The following is a 16612-nucleotide window of genomic DNA, read 5'->3' as shown; positions in this document are numbered from 1 at the left end:
TCACGCTCCCGCATCGCGGGGGCGTTTCGAACACCATAAAAAGAGGTCAGGAAGAGGTATCTATGGATTTTAATCATATTGCGCGCGAGCTTATTCCGCTGCTCGGTGGCAAAGAGAACATTGCCAGCGCGGCACATTGCGCCACGCGCCTTCGTCTGGTGCTGGTCGATGATGCGCTTGCCGACCAGCAGGCTATCGGCAAGGTTGAAGGCGTGAAAGGCTGTTTTCGAAACGCCGGGCAGATGCAGGTAATCTTCGGCACCGGGGTGGTGAATAAGGTTTACGCCGCGTTTATTCAGGCGGCAGAGATTAGCGAGTCCAGTAAATCGGAAGCGGCGGATATTGCGGCCCGCAAGCTGAACCCGTTCCAGCGTATCGCGCGTCTGCTCTCCAACATCTTCGTGCCGATTATCCCGGCGATCGTGGCCTCGGGTCTGCTGATGGGCCTGCTGGGGATGGTTAAAACCTACGGCTGGGTTAATCCGGATAACGCGCTCTATATCATGCTGGATATGTGCAGCTCGGCGGCGTTTATTATTCTGCCGATCCTGATTGGTTTCACCGCCGCGCGGGAGTTTGGCGGCAACCCGTATCTGGGGGCAACGCTCGGCGGCATCCTGACTCATCCGGCGCTGACCAACGCCTGGGGCGTAGCGTCCGGCTTCCACACCATGAACTTCTTCGGTCTTGAAATCGCCATGATTGGCTATCAGGGAACCGTCTTCCCGGTGCTGCTGGCGGTGTGGTTTATGAGCATTGTGGAAAAACAGCTGCGCCGGGCGATCCCGGATGCGTTAGATCTGATCCTGACGCCGTTCCTGACCGTCATTATCTCCGGCTTCATTGCGCTATTGATTATTGGCCCGGCGGGACGCGCGCTGGGCGACGGGATCTCCTTCATTCTTAGCACCCTGATTGCCCACGCGGGCTGGCTGGCCGGGCTGCTGTTTGGTGGGCTCTATTCGGTGATTGTCATTACCGGCATTCACCACAGCTTCCACGCCATTGAGGCCGGGCTGCTGGGTAATCCGTCGATTGGCGTTAACTTCCTGCTGCCGATCTGGGCGATGGCGAACGTGGCGCAGGGCGGGGCGTGTCTGGCGGTGTGGTTCAAAACCCGCGATGCCAAAATCAAAGCCATTACCTTACCGTCGGCGTTTTCCGCGATGCTGGGCATCACCGAAGCGGCAATTTTTGGCATCAACCTGCGTTTTGTGAAGCCGTTTATCGCGGCGCTGATCGGTGGTGCGGCGGGCGGTGCCTGGGTGGTGTCGGTGCATGTCTACATGACCGCCGTTGGCCTGACGGCGCTTCCCGGCATGGCGATTGTCCAGGCCAGCTCGCTGCTCAACTATATAATCGGCATGGTGATTGCCTTTGGCGTGGCGTTCACCGTCTCTCTGCTGCTGAAATATAAAACGGACTCTGAATAATGACCTTATCTTCCCGCTGGCCTGCCGTGTTGCAGGCCGTTATGCAAGGCCAGCCGCGTGCGCTGGCGGACAGCCACTATCCGCAGTGGCATCCCGCACCGGTGACAGGGCTGATGAACGATCCGAACGGGTTTATCTGGTTTGCCGGGCGCTACCATCTGTTTTATCAGTGGAACCCGCTGGGCTGCGATCATCGCTACAAGTGTTGGGGGCACTGGAGCTCAGCAGATCTGGTGCACTGGCAGCACGAGCCAATGGCGCTGATGCCTGACGAAGAGTATGACCGCAATGGCTGTTACTCCGGCAGCGCCGTGGATAACAACGGCGTGCTGACCCTGTGCTATACCGGCAACGTTAAGTTTGACGATGGCGGCCGCACCGCCTGGCAGTGTCTGGCGGTGCAAAATGACGATGGCACGTTTGCCAAACTGGGACCGGTGTTGCCCCTGCCGGACGGGTACACCGGGCACGTCCGCGATCCGAAAGTATGGTGGCATGACGGGCTGTGGTACATGGTGCTCGGCGCGCAGGATCGACAGCAGCGCGGCAAGGTGCTGCTGTTTACGTCAGCCGATTTACACACCTGGGCGTCCTGCGGCGAAATCGCCGGTCACGGCGTCAACGGACTCACGGACGCGGGCTATATGTGGGAGTGCCCGGATCTGTTTGAGCTTGATGGCACACACGTCTTGATCTGCTGCCCGCAGGGGCTGGCGCGCGAACCGCATCGCTATCTCAACACCTATCCGGCCGTCTGGATGCGTGGGGCATTTGATTATCAAACGCCTGCATTTGCGCACGGCGAGCTGCATGAGCTTGACGCCGGTTTCGAATTTTACGCGCCGCAAACCACGGTGGCAAAAGATGGCCGCCGCATCCTCATCGGCTGGATGGGCGTGCCGGACGGCGAAGAGATGCTCCAGCCTACGCGGGCGCACGGCTGGATCCACCAGATGACCTGTCCTCGCGAACTGCGCTACCGCGACGGTAAGCTCTGGCAAACCCCCGTCCGTGAGCTGGAAACGCTGCGCGAGGATGAACATCTCTGGCAGGGACGCGCCAGCGATGCCCCGGTGCTGGCGGGAGCGCGTCTTGAGTTCGAACTGAGCGCATCGAGCGTGAACGTGGATTTTGCCGGCGCGTTGCGGCTGATTGTGGATGATGAGGGGATCCGTCTGGAACGCGCCAGTCTGAAAACCGCAGACACGCTGACCCGCTACTGGCAGGGCAATGTTCATCATTTACGCGTGCTGTGCGACTGTTCCAGCGCCGAAATTTTCATCAATCACGGTGAAGGCGTCATGAGCAGCCGCTATTTTCCTGACCATCCGGCCCAGGTACGCTTCGAAGGTGCGTCCGATATCACATTACGCTACTGGTCGCTGCGCAGCTGCATGATAGAATAGAGGTTTTGGCAGCCGGATCTAAGTCGTTGTGAGAAAAACAAAACGCGTCACCATTAAAGATATCGCGGAGCTGGCGGGGGTATCAAAAGCCACCGCCAGCCTGGTTCTGAACGGCCGCAGCAAAGAGCTTCGGGTGGCGGAGGAGACACGCGAGCGTGTGCTGGCGATTGCCAAAGAACATCATTATCAGCCCAGCATTCACGCCCGTTCGCTGCGGGACAACCGCAGCCACACCATTGGTCTGGTGGTGCCGGAAATCACCAACTACGGGTTTGCCGTTTTTTCTCATGAGCTGGAGACCCTCTGCCGCGAGGCGGGTGTTCAGCTGCTGATCTCCTGTAGCGATGAAAATCCGGGCCAGGAGACTGTGGTGGTCAATAACATGGTGGCCCGCCAGGTGGACGGGCTGATTGTCGCCTCCAGCATGCTCAACGACGCGGACTATCAAAAGCTGAGCGAACAGTTGCCCGTTGTACTCTTTGACCGTCATATGAACGACAGTTCTCTGCCGCTGGTTCTCACCGATTCAATTACCCCAACCGCCACACTGGTGGCCGACATCGCGCGCCAGCATCCGGATGAGTTCTACTTCCTCGGCGGTCAGCCGCGGCTTTCCCCGACGCGTGACCGTCTTGAAGGGTTTAAGCAGGGGCTGCGTGACGCTGGCGTCGAGTTACGTCCGGAGTGGATCATTCATGGTAATTACCATCCGAGCTCCGGCTACGAAATGTTTGCCGAGCTTTGCGCACGCCTGGGCCGCCCGCCAAAAGCCCTTTTTACCGCCGCCTGCGGTCTTCTGGAAGGGGTGTTGCGCTATATGGGGCAACATAATCTGCTGCAAAGCGATATGCGTCTGGCCAGCTTTGACGATCACTATCTCTATGATTCTCTGACCATTCCTGTCGATACCGTTCGTCAGGATAACCGCCAGCTCGCCTGGCACTGCTTTGATCTGATTGGCAAACTGATTGAAGGGGAAACGCCGGAGCCGATCCAGCGTAAGCTGGATGCCACCCTGCAACGGCGATACAAGGCCGTAGAGTGACTGGGTAACGTCTGAGGGTGACATCAATAACTTTAATTAATTAAAGATTGGATTCAGCCGATAACCAAAGGGAAATTATATCCCTGAGGTGTGTTATGTCGTTGAAAAAATCATCCCTGATTATCCTGTTTTCCCTGCTTTTCTTCTTTGTGGCCAGCACTATCACCAGCGTTGGGCTCATCATTAAAAGTAATACTTCGCTGGATAATGTGAACAAAGAAATTCAGGTGGTTCTGTCCATTATTGATCCCATTAACCACAGCCGAACCCTGCGGGTCAGGGTTATGGAGTATGTGAAAATGGTGGAAGCGGGGGACGCTACCGATCTGTCTGCGAAACTGGCCTCGGTTAAAGAGGCGCTGACCAAAGCCGATAGTGCATTTTCGGCGTTTATGGCCTCGCCGCGTTTGCCGGACGAAGCCCCGCTGGTCACTGCCTACCAGGAGGCGTGGCAAAACTACCGTAACCAGGGACTGGCGCCTCTCATCGCCGCTGCCGCTGCTCACGATGTGTCGCGGTTCAACGCTCTTATTCCCGTGGTGTCTCAACTCGATCGCCAATATGAAATTGTGCTCGATCAGGTTCTCTCCGTTCACCAGAAGTACGCCAAAACGCTGAACGAGGATGCGAGCCATAATTTCGTGTCGGGTCTGGTTATTATCGCCTGCATTGCGGTGCTGTTCGTGGTGGTGATCTTCGCCGTCAGCCTGCTGATGAAACGCGTGGTCTTTGCGCCGGTGAACCTGGCGCGCGAGCACTGTCGCCAGATTGCGGCCGGGAAGCTGGACGTACCGGTACCGATCAAGCGTGATTCCGGGAATGAAATCAATCACCTGATGTCCTCGATGGAGCAGATGCGCCAGGCGCTGCTCTCCACCATTTCTCAGGTGCGCGATGCCAGCCACACTGTGACGCATGCGGCGCAGGAAATTGCCTCCGGCAATATCGACCTGGCCTCCCGTACCGAGCAACAGGCTTCGGCCCTGACCCAGACGGCCGCCAGCATGGAAGAGCTGAGCGCGACGGTGGCGAATAACACCGACAACGTTTTCCAGGCCGGTAAGCTGGTGCAGGATGCCGTGAAAAATGCCCATACCGGTGAAGCGGTAACCCGTGAAGTCATCGAAACGATGAATACTATCGCGTCCAATTCGAAGCGTATTGAGGACATCACCAGCGTCATCAACAGCATTGCTTTCCAGACTAATATTCTGGCGCTAAACGCGGCCGTTGAAGCGGCGCGTGCTGGCGCGCAGGGGCGAGGATTTGCCGTGGTAGCAAGTGAAGTGCGCACCCTGGCACAAAAAAGCGCGGTGGCGGCGAAAGATATCGAAAGCCTTATCGCCCAGTCTGTTTCCAGCGTGAAAAACGGTGCACAACTGGTGAATCGTTCGGGAGAGGTGATTGATTCTATTATCAGCTCTGTGAATAAAGTGCATACGCTGATGGAACAGATTTCGGTTGCCTCAGAAGAGCAGAGCCGCGGGATTGGTCAGGTTGGGCAGGCCGTAACGGAGATGGACGGTGTGACCCAGCAGAACGCGGCGCTGGTGCAGCAATCCGCCGCCGCCGCGGCCTCGCTGGAGGAGCAGGCGCAGCAGCTGTCCCAGAGTATCTCGAGCTTTAGTTTGCCTGCTACGGCGTGATGTTCAGAGAGGCTCCTGAGGGAGCCTTTTTAATGTCTGCATGTAGCCGCTGCACAATCTCCTTCAGCCATTACTGTTATCCGTACAAAGCCGCTATCACATAAATTTTATCTTTCCCCGGCAATATTTCTGTTCCTCATCCGTCTACCTCATCAGAGACCATAATCATTCAACATAAACGAGGTACACATGAGAAATTTTGATATGCACGGAAAAGGTCACGGGCGTGGTTTGGGCCGCCATCGTATGGGTAAGGGCATCGTGATTGGCGCAGTCCTGTTCGTGGTGCTTGGCCTGCTGGTCATGTCCCTGTGGAACGCGTTGCTCCCGGCCATCCTGGGGGTTAAAGCCATTGGCTTCTGGCAGGCGCTGGGGATCCTGCTGCTGAGCCGCATTCTTTTCGGTGGGCTGGGTTTCCGTCCTGGTATGTTCGGTGCGCACCGCCGTATGCACGAACAATGGATGAATATGAGCCCCGAACAACGTGAGGCCTTCATTCAGCAGCGTCGGGCGGGATTTGGGCGCCACGGTCATTGCCGGTGGCACGATGGCCGGGATGAAAAGCGAGACGATAACGGTGCGAAAGCGCCGGAAGCCGAGTGAGCGATGTGAAAGCCGGTGAGGCGGGGGAATCATTACTGATCTCGGCACTCAATGCCTGCCGCGCGCGGCTAAAAGCCTTCATTCGCGGACGGACTGCGGTTCGTGATGATGTCGATGATATTCTTCAGGAAGTGACCTGGCAGTTGATGAAAGTGGAACAACCGGTCGAGAACGTCGCCGCCTGGCTGTTTCGCGCCGCACGAAATGAGATGATCGACCGGGCGCGAAAAAAGCACGAGGTTTCACTGCCGGGGTACCTGACAGCAGATGACGAAGACTTTCCTGAGCAGGAGATTGCAGAAACGTTATTCGGCGTACCGCAAACGCCGGAGGAGGAGTATCTCAACATGCTGCTATGGGAGGAGTTGGGGCAAGCCCTGTCGGAACTGCCGCCACCTCAGCGCGAGGTGTTTGAAAAAACGGAATTTGAGGGCTACAGCATGAAGATGCTGGCAGAGGAAACAGGCGACAGTGTGCAGGCGTTATTATCCCGCAAACACAAAGCCGTGCGATTTTTGCGTAGTCGCCTCAAGGATATTTATGAAGCGTTGACAGGACAATAAACTTCGACCACTCTGAAAAACAATATCTTAGAGGGGTCGTTATGCTTCAACGGTTAGCAAAGAAAAAGGTGCTGTTACTCTCTGCTCTGATGGTTTCAGGGCTGGTCAGGGCAGAGGAGTCGCTTCCGGATGTGGTGAAGCACTTCAGTGAACAGCAGGACATCAAAATCATCAAGAAAATTGACGCTCCCGGCGGCGCGCCAGCGTGGCTGGGGAAATATCAGGACATGGGCGTGACGCTCTTTCTGACCCCTGACGGAAAGCACGTCGTGTCTGGTTATCTTTATGATGAGAAAGGAACCAACCTCAGCGAGGCCTTTTTCCAGAAAGAGATCTACGCCCCGATGGGCCGCGAGATGTGGAAAAAGCTCGATGCGGCGCATCCCCTGAAAGAGGGCGCGGAGAGTGCCCCGCGCAAAGTCTTCGTCTTTGCCGACCCGTTCTGCCCGTACTGCAAGCAGTTCTGGGCTGAAGCGCAGCCGTGGGTGAAGGCTGGCAAGGTTCAGCTCAATACGCTGCTGGTTGCATTTCTTAACCCGAACAGCGGGCGTAACGCCTCCGCGATCCTGAATGCGAAAGATCCGGTGTCGGCCTGGAAAACGTACGAGCTGTCCGGCGGGAAAAAGCTGCCGAAACCTGAAGCTGCGGCTTCCCGGGAAACCGTTGAGATCCTGCAAAATCACCAGACGCTAATGGACAGTCTCGGCGCGAATGCCACACCGGCTATTTATTACCTGAATGAGCAAAACGAACTGCAACAGGTCGTGGGTATGCCAGACGCAAAACAGCTTGAGGCGATGTTCGGGCCGAAGCCGTAAAAGAAAGGCAGAAACAGAACGTTTCTGCCTTTTTTCAGTCAACTACCCCAGCGTCCCCGGAGGTAATTAACTGCCTCCTGCGTCTGAGGCTGGTTAAGATAGTCTTCACGGAACAGGATGGTGCCCTTAACGTCTGGCAGTGAATCGTTGAGGTCGAGCTGTTTTTTCAGCTCCGGTACGCCGCCGTTCACCGTCCAGTCCGGTTCGTTTCTGGAAGGCGCGCCCACTTTGTAGAACGCGATCCCGATATACAGGCGGGTATGGGTCGGTTTCACCACGTCAGCCCACCATTTTGTCAGCACATCGTAACGTGCCGCGTCGCGGGCGAAGGGCCAGTAGATCTGCGGCGCAATGTAATCCAGTAAACCCTGCTGTACCCATTTGCGCGTGTCAGCGTAGGATTCATCATAGGCTGCGGCACCGCGCGTGTCCGAGCCTGCCGGGTCGAAGGAGCGATTGCGCCAGACTCCCGCCGGGCTAACGCCAAATTCGACCTCAGGTTTAGCCTGCTTGATCGCCCTTGAGACCTGCACAATCAACTGCTGCGTATTGTGTCGACGCCAGTCCGCTTTTGACGCAAATCCTTCGCCATAGCGCCTGAAGGTCCAGGCATCATTCAGGGTGGACCCCGGCGTCTCGGTGTAAAAATAGTCATCGAACTGAACGCCGTCGACAGGGTAGTGATTTACCACTTCCATCACCACCTGGGTTATCCAGTCCCGCACGTCGGGAATGCCCGGGTCGAGAACAAAACGATCCCCCGAGGTGCGGATCCACTCCGGATGCTGGACGTACACGCTGGAAGGATGAAGCGACGAGGTGCGGTTAAGCGCGGCGATGGTCGACGGCTTCGTGTTGGTGGAAACGCGGTACGGGTTAAACCAGGCATGAACCTTCATCCCGCGCTTGTGCGCTTCATCCAGCATAAACTGAAGCGGATCGTAACCGGGATCTTCCCCGATAGTCCCCGTCAGGGTATCTGACCAGGGCAGTATTTTAGAGGCCCACAGCGCCGTACTGTCCGGTTTTACCTGAAAGAAGACGGTGTTGATCCCAAGTTTTTTCAGCTTATCGAGCTTGTCCGTCAGCGCCCGCTGTTGCTGGGCGATACGCTGGTCCGCGCTACGGCCATTCACCGATGACACAGGAGGCCAGTCGAGACGGGAGACGGTCGCCAGCCAGATCCCGCGCATGGGTTCGTTAGTCTGCTGTAGAGGTTTCGCCTGCGGCAGCGGGGTAACGAGTGATTTGGGTGGTTTGGAAGTGCAACTTACCAGTAAAAGCGCGCAGCCAAGCAGCGCGCCAGTCCGTTTTACGTGTCGCATCATTTGCGTGTTAGCTCCTGGGTGTCCGGCTATCCGTCCAGGGATTAAACGCCGGTTCGTCCTGTTCCCCGTTACCGTCATCGTGAAGAGAGTCGAGGTAGAGGGCTTCAACTTCCGCCCGCGCCCATGGGGTGCGGCGCAGGAACTTCAGACTCGATTTAACACTCGGGTCCTTGCGAAAACAGTTGATTTTGATTCGGTTGCCCAGTTCATTCCAGCCATATCGCGCAACCAGCGCGTTAACCTGCATTTCGAGGGTTACGCCATGCAAAGGATCGTTGGAAACATGTGCTGTCATAGGCGTCCGGTAGTCTCATTTTTTATGGGGATGTGATAAACGCTCAAAGGTTACAAGAAAGCAGGGGACGCGGCAATTTCAGCGTGAGGTTCTTCACCCGTGAAGGAGAGGGTTACCCAGTAATTTGAAAGCAAAAGCTTTAACGTTGCCTCAGAAAAACTGAGGGCTTTCAGCGATGCCCTAAGTGAACGGAATGACCACCAGAGCCGTATGTTCCCCCTCACCCCAGCCCTCTCCCTCAAGGGAGAGGGGGCCGTCTGTGCAGGCATTATTTTGTGGGGAATCCTCAGCCCGTGAAGGGTGAAGAAGATTTTCCGGTTAACGCTATTTTTTAAACAGTTCAGGCGCCCACGGCGTCGGGTCTACCTCCATAAAGGGCGCACGCTCAAAGCGGGACTTCAGCGCCCAGGGCACCGTACAGTCGAAAATCGTTTTGCAGGTGATCCCGTTGCCACGAATGGAGGGGCTGTAGTCCGGGGCCTGAGACGGATCGAGCTGGTGTCCGCGGATCCCCGGCAGATGGGTGATGCTGACATCGCCCTGCATACGGGTGGTCATCGCCCACAGGATGTCGTCGCTGTCGAAAATATCCACATCTTCGTCGACGAGAATAATGTTTTTAAGCTCGGAATAGGTGGCTAACGCGATGAGTGCCGCCTGACCCTGACGCCCTTCGTCAGAGGGCTGGCGTTTTTTCACCTGCAATACGCCAAGGAACTTGCCGCCGCCAGCGGTATGCGCATAGACGTTTTGCAGAAAACCGGGGATGGCTTCTTCGACCGCATTACGGATGCTGGCCTCCGTTGGCAAACCGGCCAGCGTGGTGTGCTCCTCGCCCGGTCCTACCAGGGTTTGCAGGATCGCCTGATGACGCATCGTGACGGCCTTCACTTTGATTATCGGTAAGGAGGGGTTAGCCTCCCCGCAGTAGCCGGGAAATTCCGGCATCGCGTGCCCGGTGTGGGTATGCTGATCTTCTTCTACACGCACGCCCGGCAGCAGTTCGCCTTCGATGATAATTTCCGCACGCGCTATCGCTTTTTCATTTACGGCCACACCCTGCACCAGCTCGACGGGGGTCTGACGTAACGCGCCGGCGACACCCAGCTCGTTGTAGCCGAAGGGCGTGGTAGGGGCTTCGAAACAGGCGCCAATATAGATAGCGGGATCGAGACCCATATTGATCGTGACCGGCAACGGTTTGCCCGCCTCCTCGGCTTTCTTACGGAACACTTCAATATGGCGGCCTGCGGCAAGGAACATGGAGAGCTCATCGCGCTCCTGCACGCAGAGACGGTGAATAGTGATATCGGTCAGTGAGGCATCTTCCGGATCGCTTGCCAGCACCAGCCCCAGACAGAAGAACGGACCGGCATCTATCGGCGTGTTGGTCGGTGCCGGAAGCAATTTACGCAGATCGAAGTCCGGATCGTCGGCATAAAACACCTGTTCCTGACACGGCGCCTGTGCCGCCGGAACCACAACGGGAGCAATCGGGTTTTTCACGGCCTGGCCGACATGTTTTGCCAGTTCAGAGGGCTCGCAGCCCAACAGGAGCGCCGCCCGCTCGCGGCTGGCGTGCATTCCGACCAGAATACGCGAGTCGGGATATCCCTTAATAGCGTTAAACATCATCGCCGGGCCAATGCGCGTCGGACGTTTTACCGTGCCGCCAGCACCAATATGCCGGTACACACCCGCCAGCTCCGCGTCAGGATCGACCGGATGGCTGGTTTCAAGGTATTGACCTTCATGGCGTTTGAGCAGTTCGATAGCACTTCTGAGATCGTTGATGTGGTTTTTCATATTTCCCTCCTCGGATGAAGGCTTCCATTCTTAACCGGACGAAGAGGGCTATCAATTGCATCATTTATGCTATTTTAATATGAATTTTATTATCAATAATAAAGGCAAGGTATGCAGTTTCGACTGATGCGCAATTTCATCGTGGTGGCGGAAGAGCTTCACATGCATCGGGCGGCGGAGCGCCTTAACATGGCGCAGCCAGCGCTGAGCCAGCAGATAAAAACGCTTGAAGATCGTCTTGGGGTCTTGCTCTTTAGCCGGGCGAATCGTCGCCTGACGCTGACGCCAGCCGGTGAGGCATTTCTCAGTAAAGCCAGAGTCGCGATTTTAATGACCGATCAGGCGATTCTGGATGCCAGACAGACGGCCAGAGGGGAACAGGGCGTGCTGAATCTCGGATGTGTTTCAAGTGCGATATTCGACAGTAAGCTACCCGCCGCGCTGCGGCTTTTACATGAGAAATGGCCCGCCATCAGCCTTTCCATGATGACGGGTAACGTGCAAACCCTTTATACCGGCGTGCAAAGCAATCAGCTGGATGTGGCCATTATTCGTGCCCCGTTACCGCTATTGCCTGACGATCTGCAAAGCCGTCCATTTACAACGGAAAAGGCCGTGCTGGCCTTACCTCGTCAACATAGCCTGGCGGGCTCCGCCGCGTTGACGCTTGCGTCGGTGAAAGAGGAGAAGTGGATCGCCCTGCGCGACCCGGAGGGGATGGGGCTGGAGCAATATTTCTATGATGCCTGCCACAGCGCGGGCATACAGCCTGACGTTGTGCAAAATGCCACCGATGTCCCCACGGTGATAAGTCTCGTCTCGGCAGGGTTTGGCATCGCCATGCTGCCGGCTTCAGCGAAGGCGATATGCGTACAAAACGTCGTCTTTGTGGATATTCTTGACCGACTCCGGGAGAGCGAGCTGACGCTGGTTTGCCACCGGATTATTCGCTCTGAGGTCCTGAAAAAATTGATGAGCATCCTCGATCATACCTGACGTCCGGCGGCCTGAAGAAGCTGTTCTCGCAGCCAGCGGTTAGCCGGATCCTGGCTGTTTTTCGGGTGCCAGTACATACCGATGACGATCGGCGGGAGATCCAGCGGCGGCGGAAAAATATCAAGCGTTTGCGTGAACCGTAGCAACATGCGTCTGGGTAGGGTGCAGAGCAAATCGGTACCGGCAACAATCGCAGGCGCCATCGCATAGCTTTGCGTCGACATCACCACGTTACGCTGGTGGCCAAGCCCCGCCAGATGCTGATCGACAAAGCCTGCGAACGGGTCGCCCTCGGATGAAACCACCAGGTGGGAAAGGCTGCAATAGCTTTCCAGATCCATCGGTCCCGTACCGCGCGGATGGCCTTTTCGCTGGGCTGTGGCATATTCATCGTCAAACAGTTTGCGTCTGACCCATGCATCGTGCGCCCCCGCATTAACGCCGACATAAATATCCACATCGCCATTTTCCATCTGCGCTGGCAGCAGCGGGGTTTCCGGGAGCGCAAAACGCAGGCGGATGCCTGGTGCTGCGCTGCTAATCTGATTCTGCAACTCTGCCCCCAGCATCAGCGCCGGGTTCTCGTGCAGGGCAATCACAAAGGTGCGGGTGCTGTTATGCGCGTTGAACGTGGTGGGTTCAAGCATCGCCGATATACCCTGCAAAACCGTCGCGACCTGCGGCCTTAGCGCCTCGGCGCGCGGCGTAGGTAACACCCCACGTCCGTGTGGGGAAGGGATAAACAGCGGCTCATTGAACAGGACGCGCAGGCGCGCAAGGCGGGCAGACATCGCCGGCTGGCTGATGCCCAGCCGCGCGGCCGCATGGGTGATATTCTGATCCCTGAGTAACGCATCCAGCGTCAGGATCAGGTCCATATCCATATCGGAGGAGGGCATCTTATTGTGCGTCATAGCTTGCTGCCGTTGTTCAACAGGGAAGGTTAGCCATTGCCAGAAAAGCAGTCACTGCATTACCTGGCTCCTGCATGCGGCTGATCATGACCAGATTTGCGGTCAACGCCTGAGCATTCAGGTTGCGGTAAATCAGTCCGGGTATTTGCACCTGTTGCAGGGGGGCGGGAACCAGCGCCAGACCGAGCCCGGCTGCGGCAAATGCCAGAACGCTTAGCGTACTGTTTGAACGATGTGCCACGCAAAAACCATCCCCGAGCTGCTGCGCCAGCAGCAAAGTCAGATTTTCATTGGCGTCATGCGCGTCGTACAGGACCAGGGGATGACCGGCGAGCATTTCAACGGAGAGGTGCGGATGGATGGCTAAGGGATGATCGTCACACATTGCGATTATCATCTCCCAGTTTCCGGTTTTCTGCACCCTGATCTGCGGATCGGCTGTCGTACTGTTATCCGGTGTATAACCGACATCAATATGCCCTGCGAGGATCGCAGCTACCTGTTTCTGGGGAGCGATTTCCTGAATGGTGACTTCTGCATCCGGATGGGTTTTACGGAAGCGACGTACATCGGTAATCATTTTGCCACTAAAAATGGCGTTACCGGCAAAACCGACCCGTACACGCCCTGTCTCTCCCCGTATCGCACGCTGGACTGCCAGACGCGTGTGTTCCATCTGTTCCAGCATCAGTCTGGCTTCGCTGAGAAGAAGCGATCCGGCCTCAGTAAGTTCCACACGACGGCTGGTGCGGATAAACAGCGGACCGCCTAACTCAGTTTCAAGGGCTTTAATCTGCATGCTGAGCGCAGGCTGAACAATATTGAGTCGCTCAGCCGCGCGTCCAAAATGCTCTTCTTCTGCAACAGCCAAAAAATAGCGTAAGTGCCGGAGTTCCATTGCCACCCTGATTCATCATTAAAAATGATTGTTTAATAAAATATATATATTTGAGTATAAACCGCTTCACGGCCAAACTGAACGCATCAACTCAAACAGGAACCAAACAATGCAAACTCACCAACTGCAAGACCGTCAGGATCTTAACGACCTCATGAATGGCTGGATGCACCGCGACCTGGGCGAATGGGAGCAGCTGCGTAATCTTTTTCATCCGGACGGCACAATCGAAATTACGTGGTTCGAAGGGCTCGCGAGCGATTTTGTCGAGGGTTCCATGCGTATGGGCGCTTCAGATTTGCGCACAAAACATATGATTGGCTCGCCCGTCGTCACTTTTAACGACCGCGGCGACAAAGCGATTCTTGAAACCAATGCGATGATCATCGCTGAAAATATAAAACTTAATATTGGATGCGAATGCCACAATCGTTTCTACGATCTGGCAGAAAAGAGAGAGGGCGTATGGAAGCTGTTCCATCGTCAGAGCATCTACGACATGGGTATTTTCACCTTTCCGCTGGGCCCGGTTGAGATTGATTCAAAAATTGCTGCCAACTATCCGCGGGAATATGCCGCGCTAGCTTATCTGCTGGAACAAAGCGGTTTCCCCCTCGGCCGCGTATTTGCCACGCGTGACAGTGAACTAGAAGCGAATATGAAAGCGAACGCAAAAAAATGGCTGGCTGTCTGACAGGTTGAGCGCAGGGCCGAACAGATTTCGCCGGCTGGTTAATACCCGGCCGCGGGGCCCTGGGCGTGAGATAGCGGTCCCAGGCTGAAATATTTAGCCTGGGACGCAGAGACTCTCTTATTGGGCGTCACGGTTGGTATAGGTCACCGGAACCCACGCGTAGCCTTCCCGCTCACCTTTCGTCACATAGCCGATCCCGGGGAAAGGCAGATGTGGCGCCGCAATCAGATCTTTGTTTTTCACAAACTCAGCGAAAGCTGCGTTGCGTACCCGGGCGGCGCCGTCCTGATCCTCATCGTACGCAATCGTCACGTTGGGCTGCGGGAACTGAACCGCGGCAACGTGAATGATGTCGCCGACAAACGTCATTTTTTCACCTTTGCTCTCCAGCGTGTAGAACGCGGAGCCTGGGGTGTGGCCCGGGTGTACCGTACCGCTGATGCCCGGCAGAAGCTGTTCCGTCCCGGAGAAAGTCTTCACTTTTCCGGCGTCAAGATAGGGCTTTAAGGTCTTGCGCGCGACGTCGAAGTAGTTCTGGTCATAGCCGGACTTTTTCTGGTTCTCGTCGTTAAAGAAGAAATCGATATCCGGTTTGCCGACATACACCTGCGCGCGGGTAAACACGCGCTGACCGTCTTTAACCAGGCCGCCAGCATGATCGGAGTGCGCATGGGTGATCAGGATATCGGTAATATCCTGCGGTGTAATGCCCTGCGTCGCCAGGCTTTCAATCAGCCGCCCGCCTTTGCCGGGGCCAAAGAGCTGACCGGAACCGGTATCCACCAGAATTTTGTGGCCGGGGATGGCGATATAGAACGCGTTAATCGACGCTTCCACCGGATTGGCCTGGAAGTTTTTAGCCAGTAACGCATCGGTATTTTCTGCCGTCGTCCGGCGCAGTAAGGCGTGCAGATCCTGCGGCACGCTGCCGTCCGTAAAGGCGGTGACAATCGTATCGCCAACCTGAACGCTGTAGCCGCCAGCCTGCTGTTTCACCACATGCTGCGGAACGCTGGCCACCGCGTGGATCGCGGGAAAGAACAAAACTGAACCGGTAAACAGGGTTGATATCGCAAGTTTTTTCACAGTAAACATGATGGGCTCCTCAATAGTAAGTTCATCATAGTTCAACTGAGATTTTTGAGAACAGCAGGGGAGTGAATGTGACCTATCCATGAAATGGATAGGTCTGAGAGGATGCTTTACAGCACGCCGGTGCCGCCGTCAGAGCACCACACTTGACCGGAGGCGTATGAGCAGGTATCGGAGGCAAACAGCACATACAGCGGTGCGATTTCAACCGGCTGGCCCGGTCGGCCCAGGGGCGTATCTTCCCCGAACTTCTGAACTTTGGACTGCGGCTGACCGCCGCTGGACTGAAGAGGCGTCCAGTATGGACCTGGCGCGACGGCATTCACCCGAATGCCACGCGGCCCCAGCTGCTGAGCCAGAGACTTGGTAAAGGCCACGTTACAGGCTTTGGTCTGCGCATAGTCCACCAGGATCGCGCTCGGTTTAAACGCCTGAACGGAAGTGGTGTTAATGATCACGGCGCCTTCCTGCAAATGGCGCAGCGCAGCTTTAGTGATCCAGAAGGGGGCATAGACGTTGGTTTTAAACGTCGCGTCGAAATCTGCCGTGGTGAGATCGTCGATCGATTCGCAGTACTGCTGGCGTCCAGCGTTGTTCACCAGGATATCCAGGCCACCCAGTTCCGCGACGGCTTTTTCCACCAGCGTATCGCAGAACGATTCCACGCGAATGTCGCCGGGAATGGCGACCGCTTTACGGCCTTCGGCCCGAATCAGCGCAATGACCGATGCCGCATCGGACTCCTCTTCCGGGAGATAGCCAATAGCCACATCTGCACCTTCACGGGCATAGGCGATCGCTACCGCGCGACCAATTCCGGAATCACCGCCGGTAATCAGCGCTTTTTTTCCTGCCAGTTTGCCTGATCCGATATAACTTGTTTCACCGTGATCCGGTATTGGCTTCATTTCCGATGCCAGCCCGGGGGCCCTTTGCGGTTGTTCAGCAAACGGTGGACGAGGGTAATGCAGCGTGTGATTATTTCCTGTAGACATACCGGCCTCCTTAATAGTGAATTCCAAGATTAGTCGTTAATTAAACGTAAGCGGGCAAAATTGACAAATTCAGACAAATC

General features: G+C 56.1%; 16 protein-coding genes. 9 read left to right on the top strand and 7 right to left on the bottom strand.

All coding sequences use genetic code 11. The features are described 5' to 3' along the window. Nucleotides 1–62 precede the first annotated feature (62 nt). From SK50_RS13710 to dsbG, 7 genes are all read left to right on the top strand, one after another. On the top strand, nt 63–1433 hold the full coding sequence (locus SK50_RS13710) for a sucrose-specific PTS transporter subunit IIBC (protein WP_017382323.1): 1371 nt from the start codon (nt 63–65) through the stop codon (nt 1431–1433). Beyond that, on the top strand, nt 1433–2839 hold the full coding sequence (locus SK50_RS13705) for a sucrose-6-phosphate hydrolase (protein ID WP_045345159.1): 1407 nt from the start codon (nt 1433–1435) through the stop codon (nt 2837–2839). The genes SK50_RS13710 and SK50_RS13705 overlap by 1 nt, the downstream gene beginning before the upstream one ends. 28 nt (nt 2840–2867) lie before the next feature. Next, nucleotides 2868–3884: a LacI family DNA-binding transcriptional regulator gene (locus SK50_RS13700; RefSeq protein ID WP_017693400.1), complete on the top strand. Its 1017-nt coding sequence runs from the start codon at nt 2868–2870 to the stop codon at nt 3882–3884. A gap of 95 nt (nt 3885–3979) precedes the next feature. Continuing rightward, on the top strand, nt 3980–5530 hold the full coding sequence (locus tag SK50_RS13695) for a methyl-accepting chemotaxis protein (RefSeq protein WP_039270730.1): 1551 nt from the start codon (nt 3980–3982) through the stop codon (nt 5528–5530). A gap of 189 nt (nt 5531–5719) precedes the next feature. Next, entirely contained in the window at nt 5720–6133 is a 414-nt protein-coding gene (locus SK50_RS13690; RefSeq protein ID WP_015570500.1) for a hypothetical protein, read from the top strand. Further along, a complete protein-coding gene (locus SK50_RS13685) occupies nt 6130–6696 on the top strand; it encodes an RNA polymerase sigma factor (RefSeq protein ID WP_048229552.1) in 567 nt (188 codons plus the stop codon). The genes SK50_RS13690 and SK50_RS13685 overlap by 4 nt, the downstream gene beginning before the upstream one ends. Before the next feature lie 41 nt (nt 6697–6737). Beyond that, the gene (dsbG, locus tag SK50_RS13680; RefSeq protein WP_039270741.1) at nt 6738–7514 is read left to right on the top strand and encodes a thiol:disulfide interchange protein DsbG; all 777 of its coding nucleotides are present in this window, start codon (nt 6738–6740) and stop codon (nt 7512–7514) included. A gap of 38 nt (nt 7515–7552) precedes the next feature. Here the strand turns inward: dsbG and SK50_RS13675 are convergent, their stop codons facing one another. The 3 genes from SK50_RS13675 to SK50_RS13665 form a co-directional block, all read right to left on the bottom strand. Beyond that, nucleotides 7553–8842: a glycoside hydrolase family 10-like protein gene (locus SK50_RS13675; RefSeq protein ID WP_033487785.1), complete on the bottom strand. Its 1290-nt coding sequence runs from the start codon at nt 8840–8842 to the stop codon at nt 7553–7555. 7 nt (nt 8843–8849) lie between these two features. Continuing rightward, on the bottom strand, nt 8850–9137 hold the full coding sequence (locus SK50_RS13670) for a VF530 family protein (RefSeq protein WP_003857097.1): 288 nt from the start codon (nt 9135–9137) through the stop codon (nt 8850–8852). Nucleotides 9138–9461: 324 nt separating this feature from the next. After that, nucleotides 9462–10943: a UbiD family decarboxylase gene (locus SK50_RS13665; RefSeq protein WP_045345167.1), complete on the bottom strand. Its 1482-nt coding sequence runs from the start codon at nt 10941–10943 to the stop codon at nt 9462–9464. A gap of 111 nt (nt 10944–11054) precedes the next feature. Here SK50_RS13665 and SK50_RS13660 point away from each other — a divergent pair, with 111 nt between their 5' ends. Continuing rightward, nucleotides 11055–11939, top strand: a complete 885-nt coding sequence (locus SK50_RS13660) for a LysR substrate-binding domain-containing protein (protein WP_017382331.1) — start codon at nt 11055–11057, stop codon at nt 11937–11939. Here SK50_RS13660 and SK50_RS13655 read toward each other — a convergent pair. Further along, nucleotides 11930–12853 (bottom strand): LysR family transcriptional regulator, encoded by a 924-nt coding sequence (locus SK50_RS13655; RefSeq protein ID WP_023303753.1) that lies wholly within the window; start codon nt 12851–12853, stop codon nt 11930–11932. The genes SK50_RS13660 and SK50_RS13655 overlap by 10 nt on opposite strands. A gap of 16 nt (nt 12854–12869) precedes the next feature. After that, nucleotides 12870–13751: a LysR substrate-binding domain-containing protein gene (locus SK50_RS13650; protein WP_023303752.1), complete on the bottom strand. Its 882-nt coding sequence runs from the start codon at nt 13749–13751 to the stop codon at nt 12870–12872. Between the two features lie 109 nt (nt 13752–13860). Between SK50_RS13650 and SK50_RS13645 the strand changes: the two genes are divergently transcribed. Continuing rightward, nucleotides 13861–14445, top strand: coding sequence for a nuclear transport factor 2 family protein (locus SK50_RS13645; RefSeq protein ID WP_015570507.1), 585 nt, complete (start codon nt 13861–13863; stop codon nt 14443–14445). Between the two features lie 117 nt (nt 14446–14562). Here SK50_RS13645 and SK50_RS13640 read toward each other — a convergent pair whose 3' ends face one another. Both SK50_RS13640 and SK50_RS13635 read right to left on the bottom strand, forming a co-directional pair. Continuing rightward, nucleotides 14563–15540, bottom strand: coding sequence for an MBL fold metallo-hydrolase (locus tag SK50_RS13640; protein ID WP_032653619.1), 978 nt, complete (start codon nt 15538–15540; stop codon nt 14563–14565). 107 nt (nt 15541–15647) lie between these two features. Beyond that, nucleotides 15648–16532, bottom strand: coding sequence for an SDR family oxidoreductase (locus tag SK50_RS13635; protein WP_017382335.1), 885 nt, complete (start codon nt 16530–16532; stop codon nt 15648–15650). Nucleotides 16533–16612: the final 80 nt, after the last annotated feature.

This window comes from Enterobacter sp. BWH64 (assembly GCF_001037645.1).
GTDB classification, from domain to species: Bacteria; Pseudomonadota; Gammaproteobacteria; order Enterobacterales; family Enterobacteriaceae; genus Enterobacter; species Enterobacter hormaechei_C.
Note: the sequence above shows the minus strand (reverse complement) of the source record. Positions and strands in the feature narration are given on the sequence as shown.

Excerpts from the sequence above, each read along its gene's own strand:
- SK50_RS13635 (WP_017382335.1), bottom strand. The coding sequence starts at position 16,532 with ATGTCTACAGGAAATAATCACACGCTGCATTACCCTCGTCCACCGTTT.
- SK50_RS13690 (WP_015570500.1), top strand. The coding sequence starts at position 5,720 with ATGAGAAATTTTGATATGCACGGAAAAGGTCACGGGCGTGGTTTGGGC.
- SK50_RS13675 (WP_033487785.1), bottom strand. The coding sequence starts at position 8,842 with ATGATGCGACACGTAAAACGGACTGGCGCGCTGCTTGGCTGCGCGCTT.
- SK50_RS13665 (WP_045345167.1), bottom strand. The coding sequence starts at position 10,943 with ATGAAAAACCACATCAACGATCTCAGAAGTGCTATCGAACTGCTCAAA.
- SK50_RS13645 (WP_015570507.1), top strand. The coding sequence starts at position 13,861 with ATGCAAACTCACCAACTGCAAGACCGTCAGGATCTTAACGACCTCATG.
- SK50_RS13710 (WP_017382323.1), top strand. The coding sequence starts at position 63 with ATGGATTTTAATCATATTGCGCGCGAGCTTATTCCGCTGCTCGGTGGC.
- SK50_RS13660 (WP_017382331.1), top strand. The coding sequence starts at position 11,055 with ATGCAGTTTCGACTGATGCGCAATTTCATCGTGGTGGCGGAAGAGCTT.
- SK50_RS13705 (WP_045345159.1), top strand. The coding sequence starts at position 1,433 with ATGACCTTATCTTCCCGCTGGCCTGCCGTGTTGCAGGCCGTTATGCAA.
- SK50_RS13655 (WP_023303753.1), bottom strand. The coding sequence starts at position 12,853 with ATGACGCACAATAAGATGCCCTCCTCCGATATGGATATGGACCTGATC.
- SK50_RS13670 (WP_003857097.1), bottom strand. The coding sequence starts at position 9,137 with ATGACAGCACATGTTTCCAACGATCCTTTGCATGGCGTAACCCTCGAA.
- SK50_RS13650 (WP_023303752.1), bottom strand. The coding sequence starts at position 13,751 with ATGGAACTCCGGCACTTACGCTATTTTTTGGCTGTTGCAGAAGAAGAG.
- SK50_RS13695 (WP_039270730.1), top strand. The coding sequence starts at position 3,980 with ATGTCGTTGAAAAAATCATCCCTGATTATCCTGTTTTCCCTGCTTTTC.
- dsbG (WP_039270741.1), top strand. The coding sequence starts at position 6,738 with ATGCTTCAACGGTTAGCAAAGAAAAAGGTGCTGTTACTCTCTGCTCTG.
- SK50_RS13640 (WP_032653619.1), bottom strand. The coding sequence starts at position 15,540 with ATGTTTACTGTGAAAAAACTTGCGATATCAACCCTGTTTACCGGTTCA.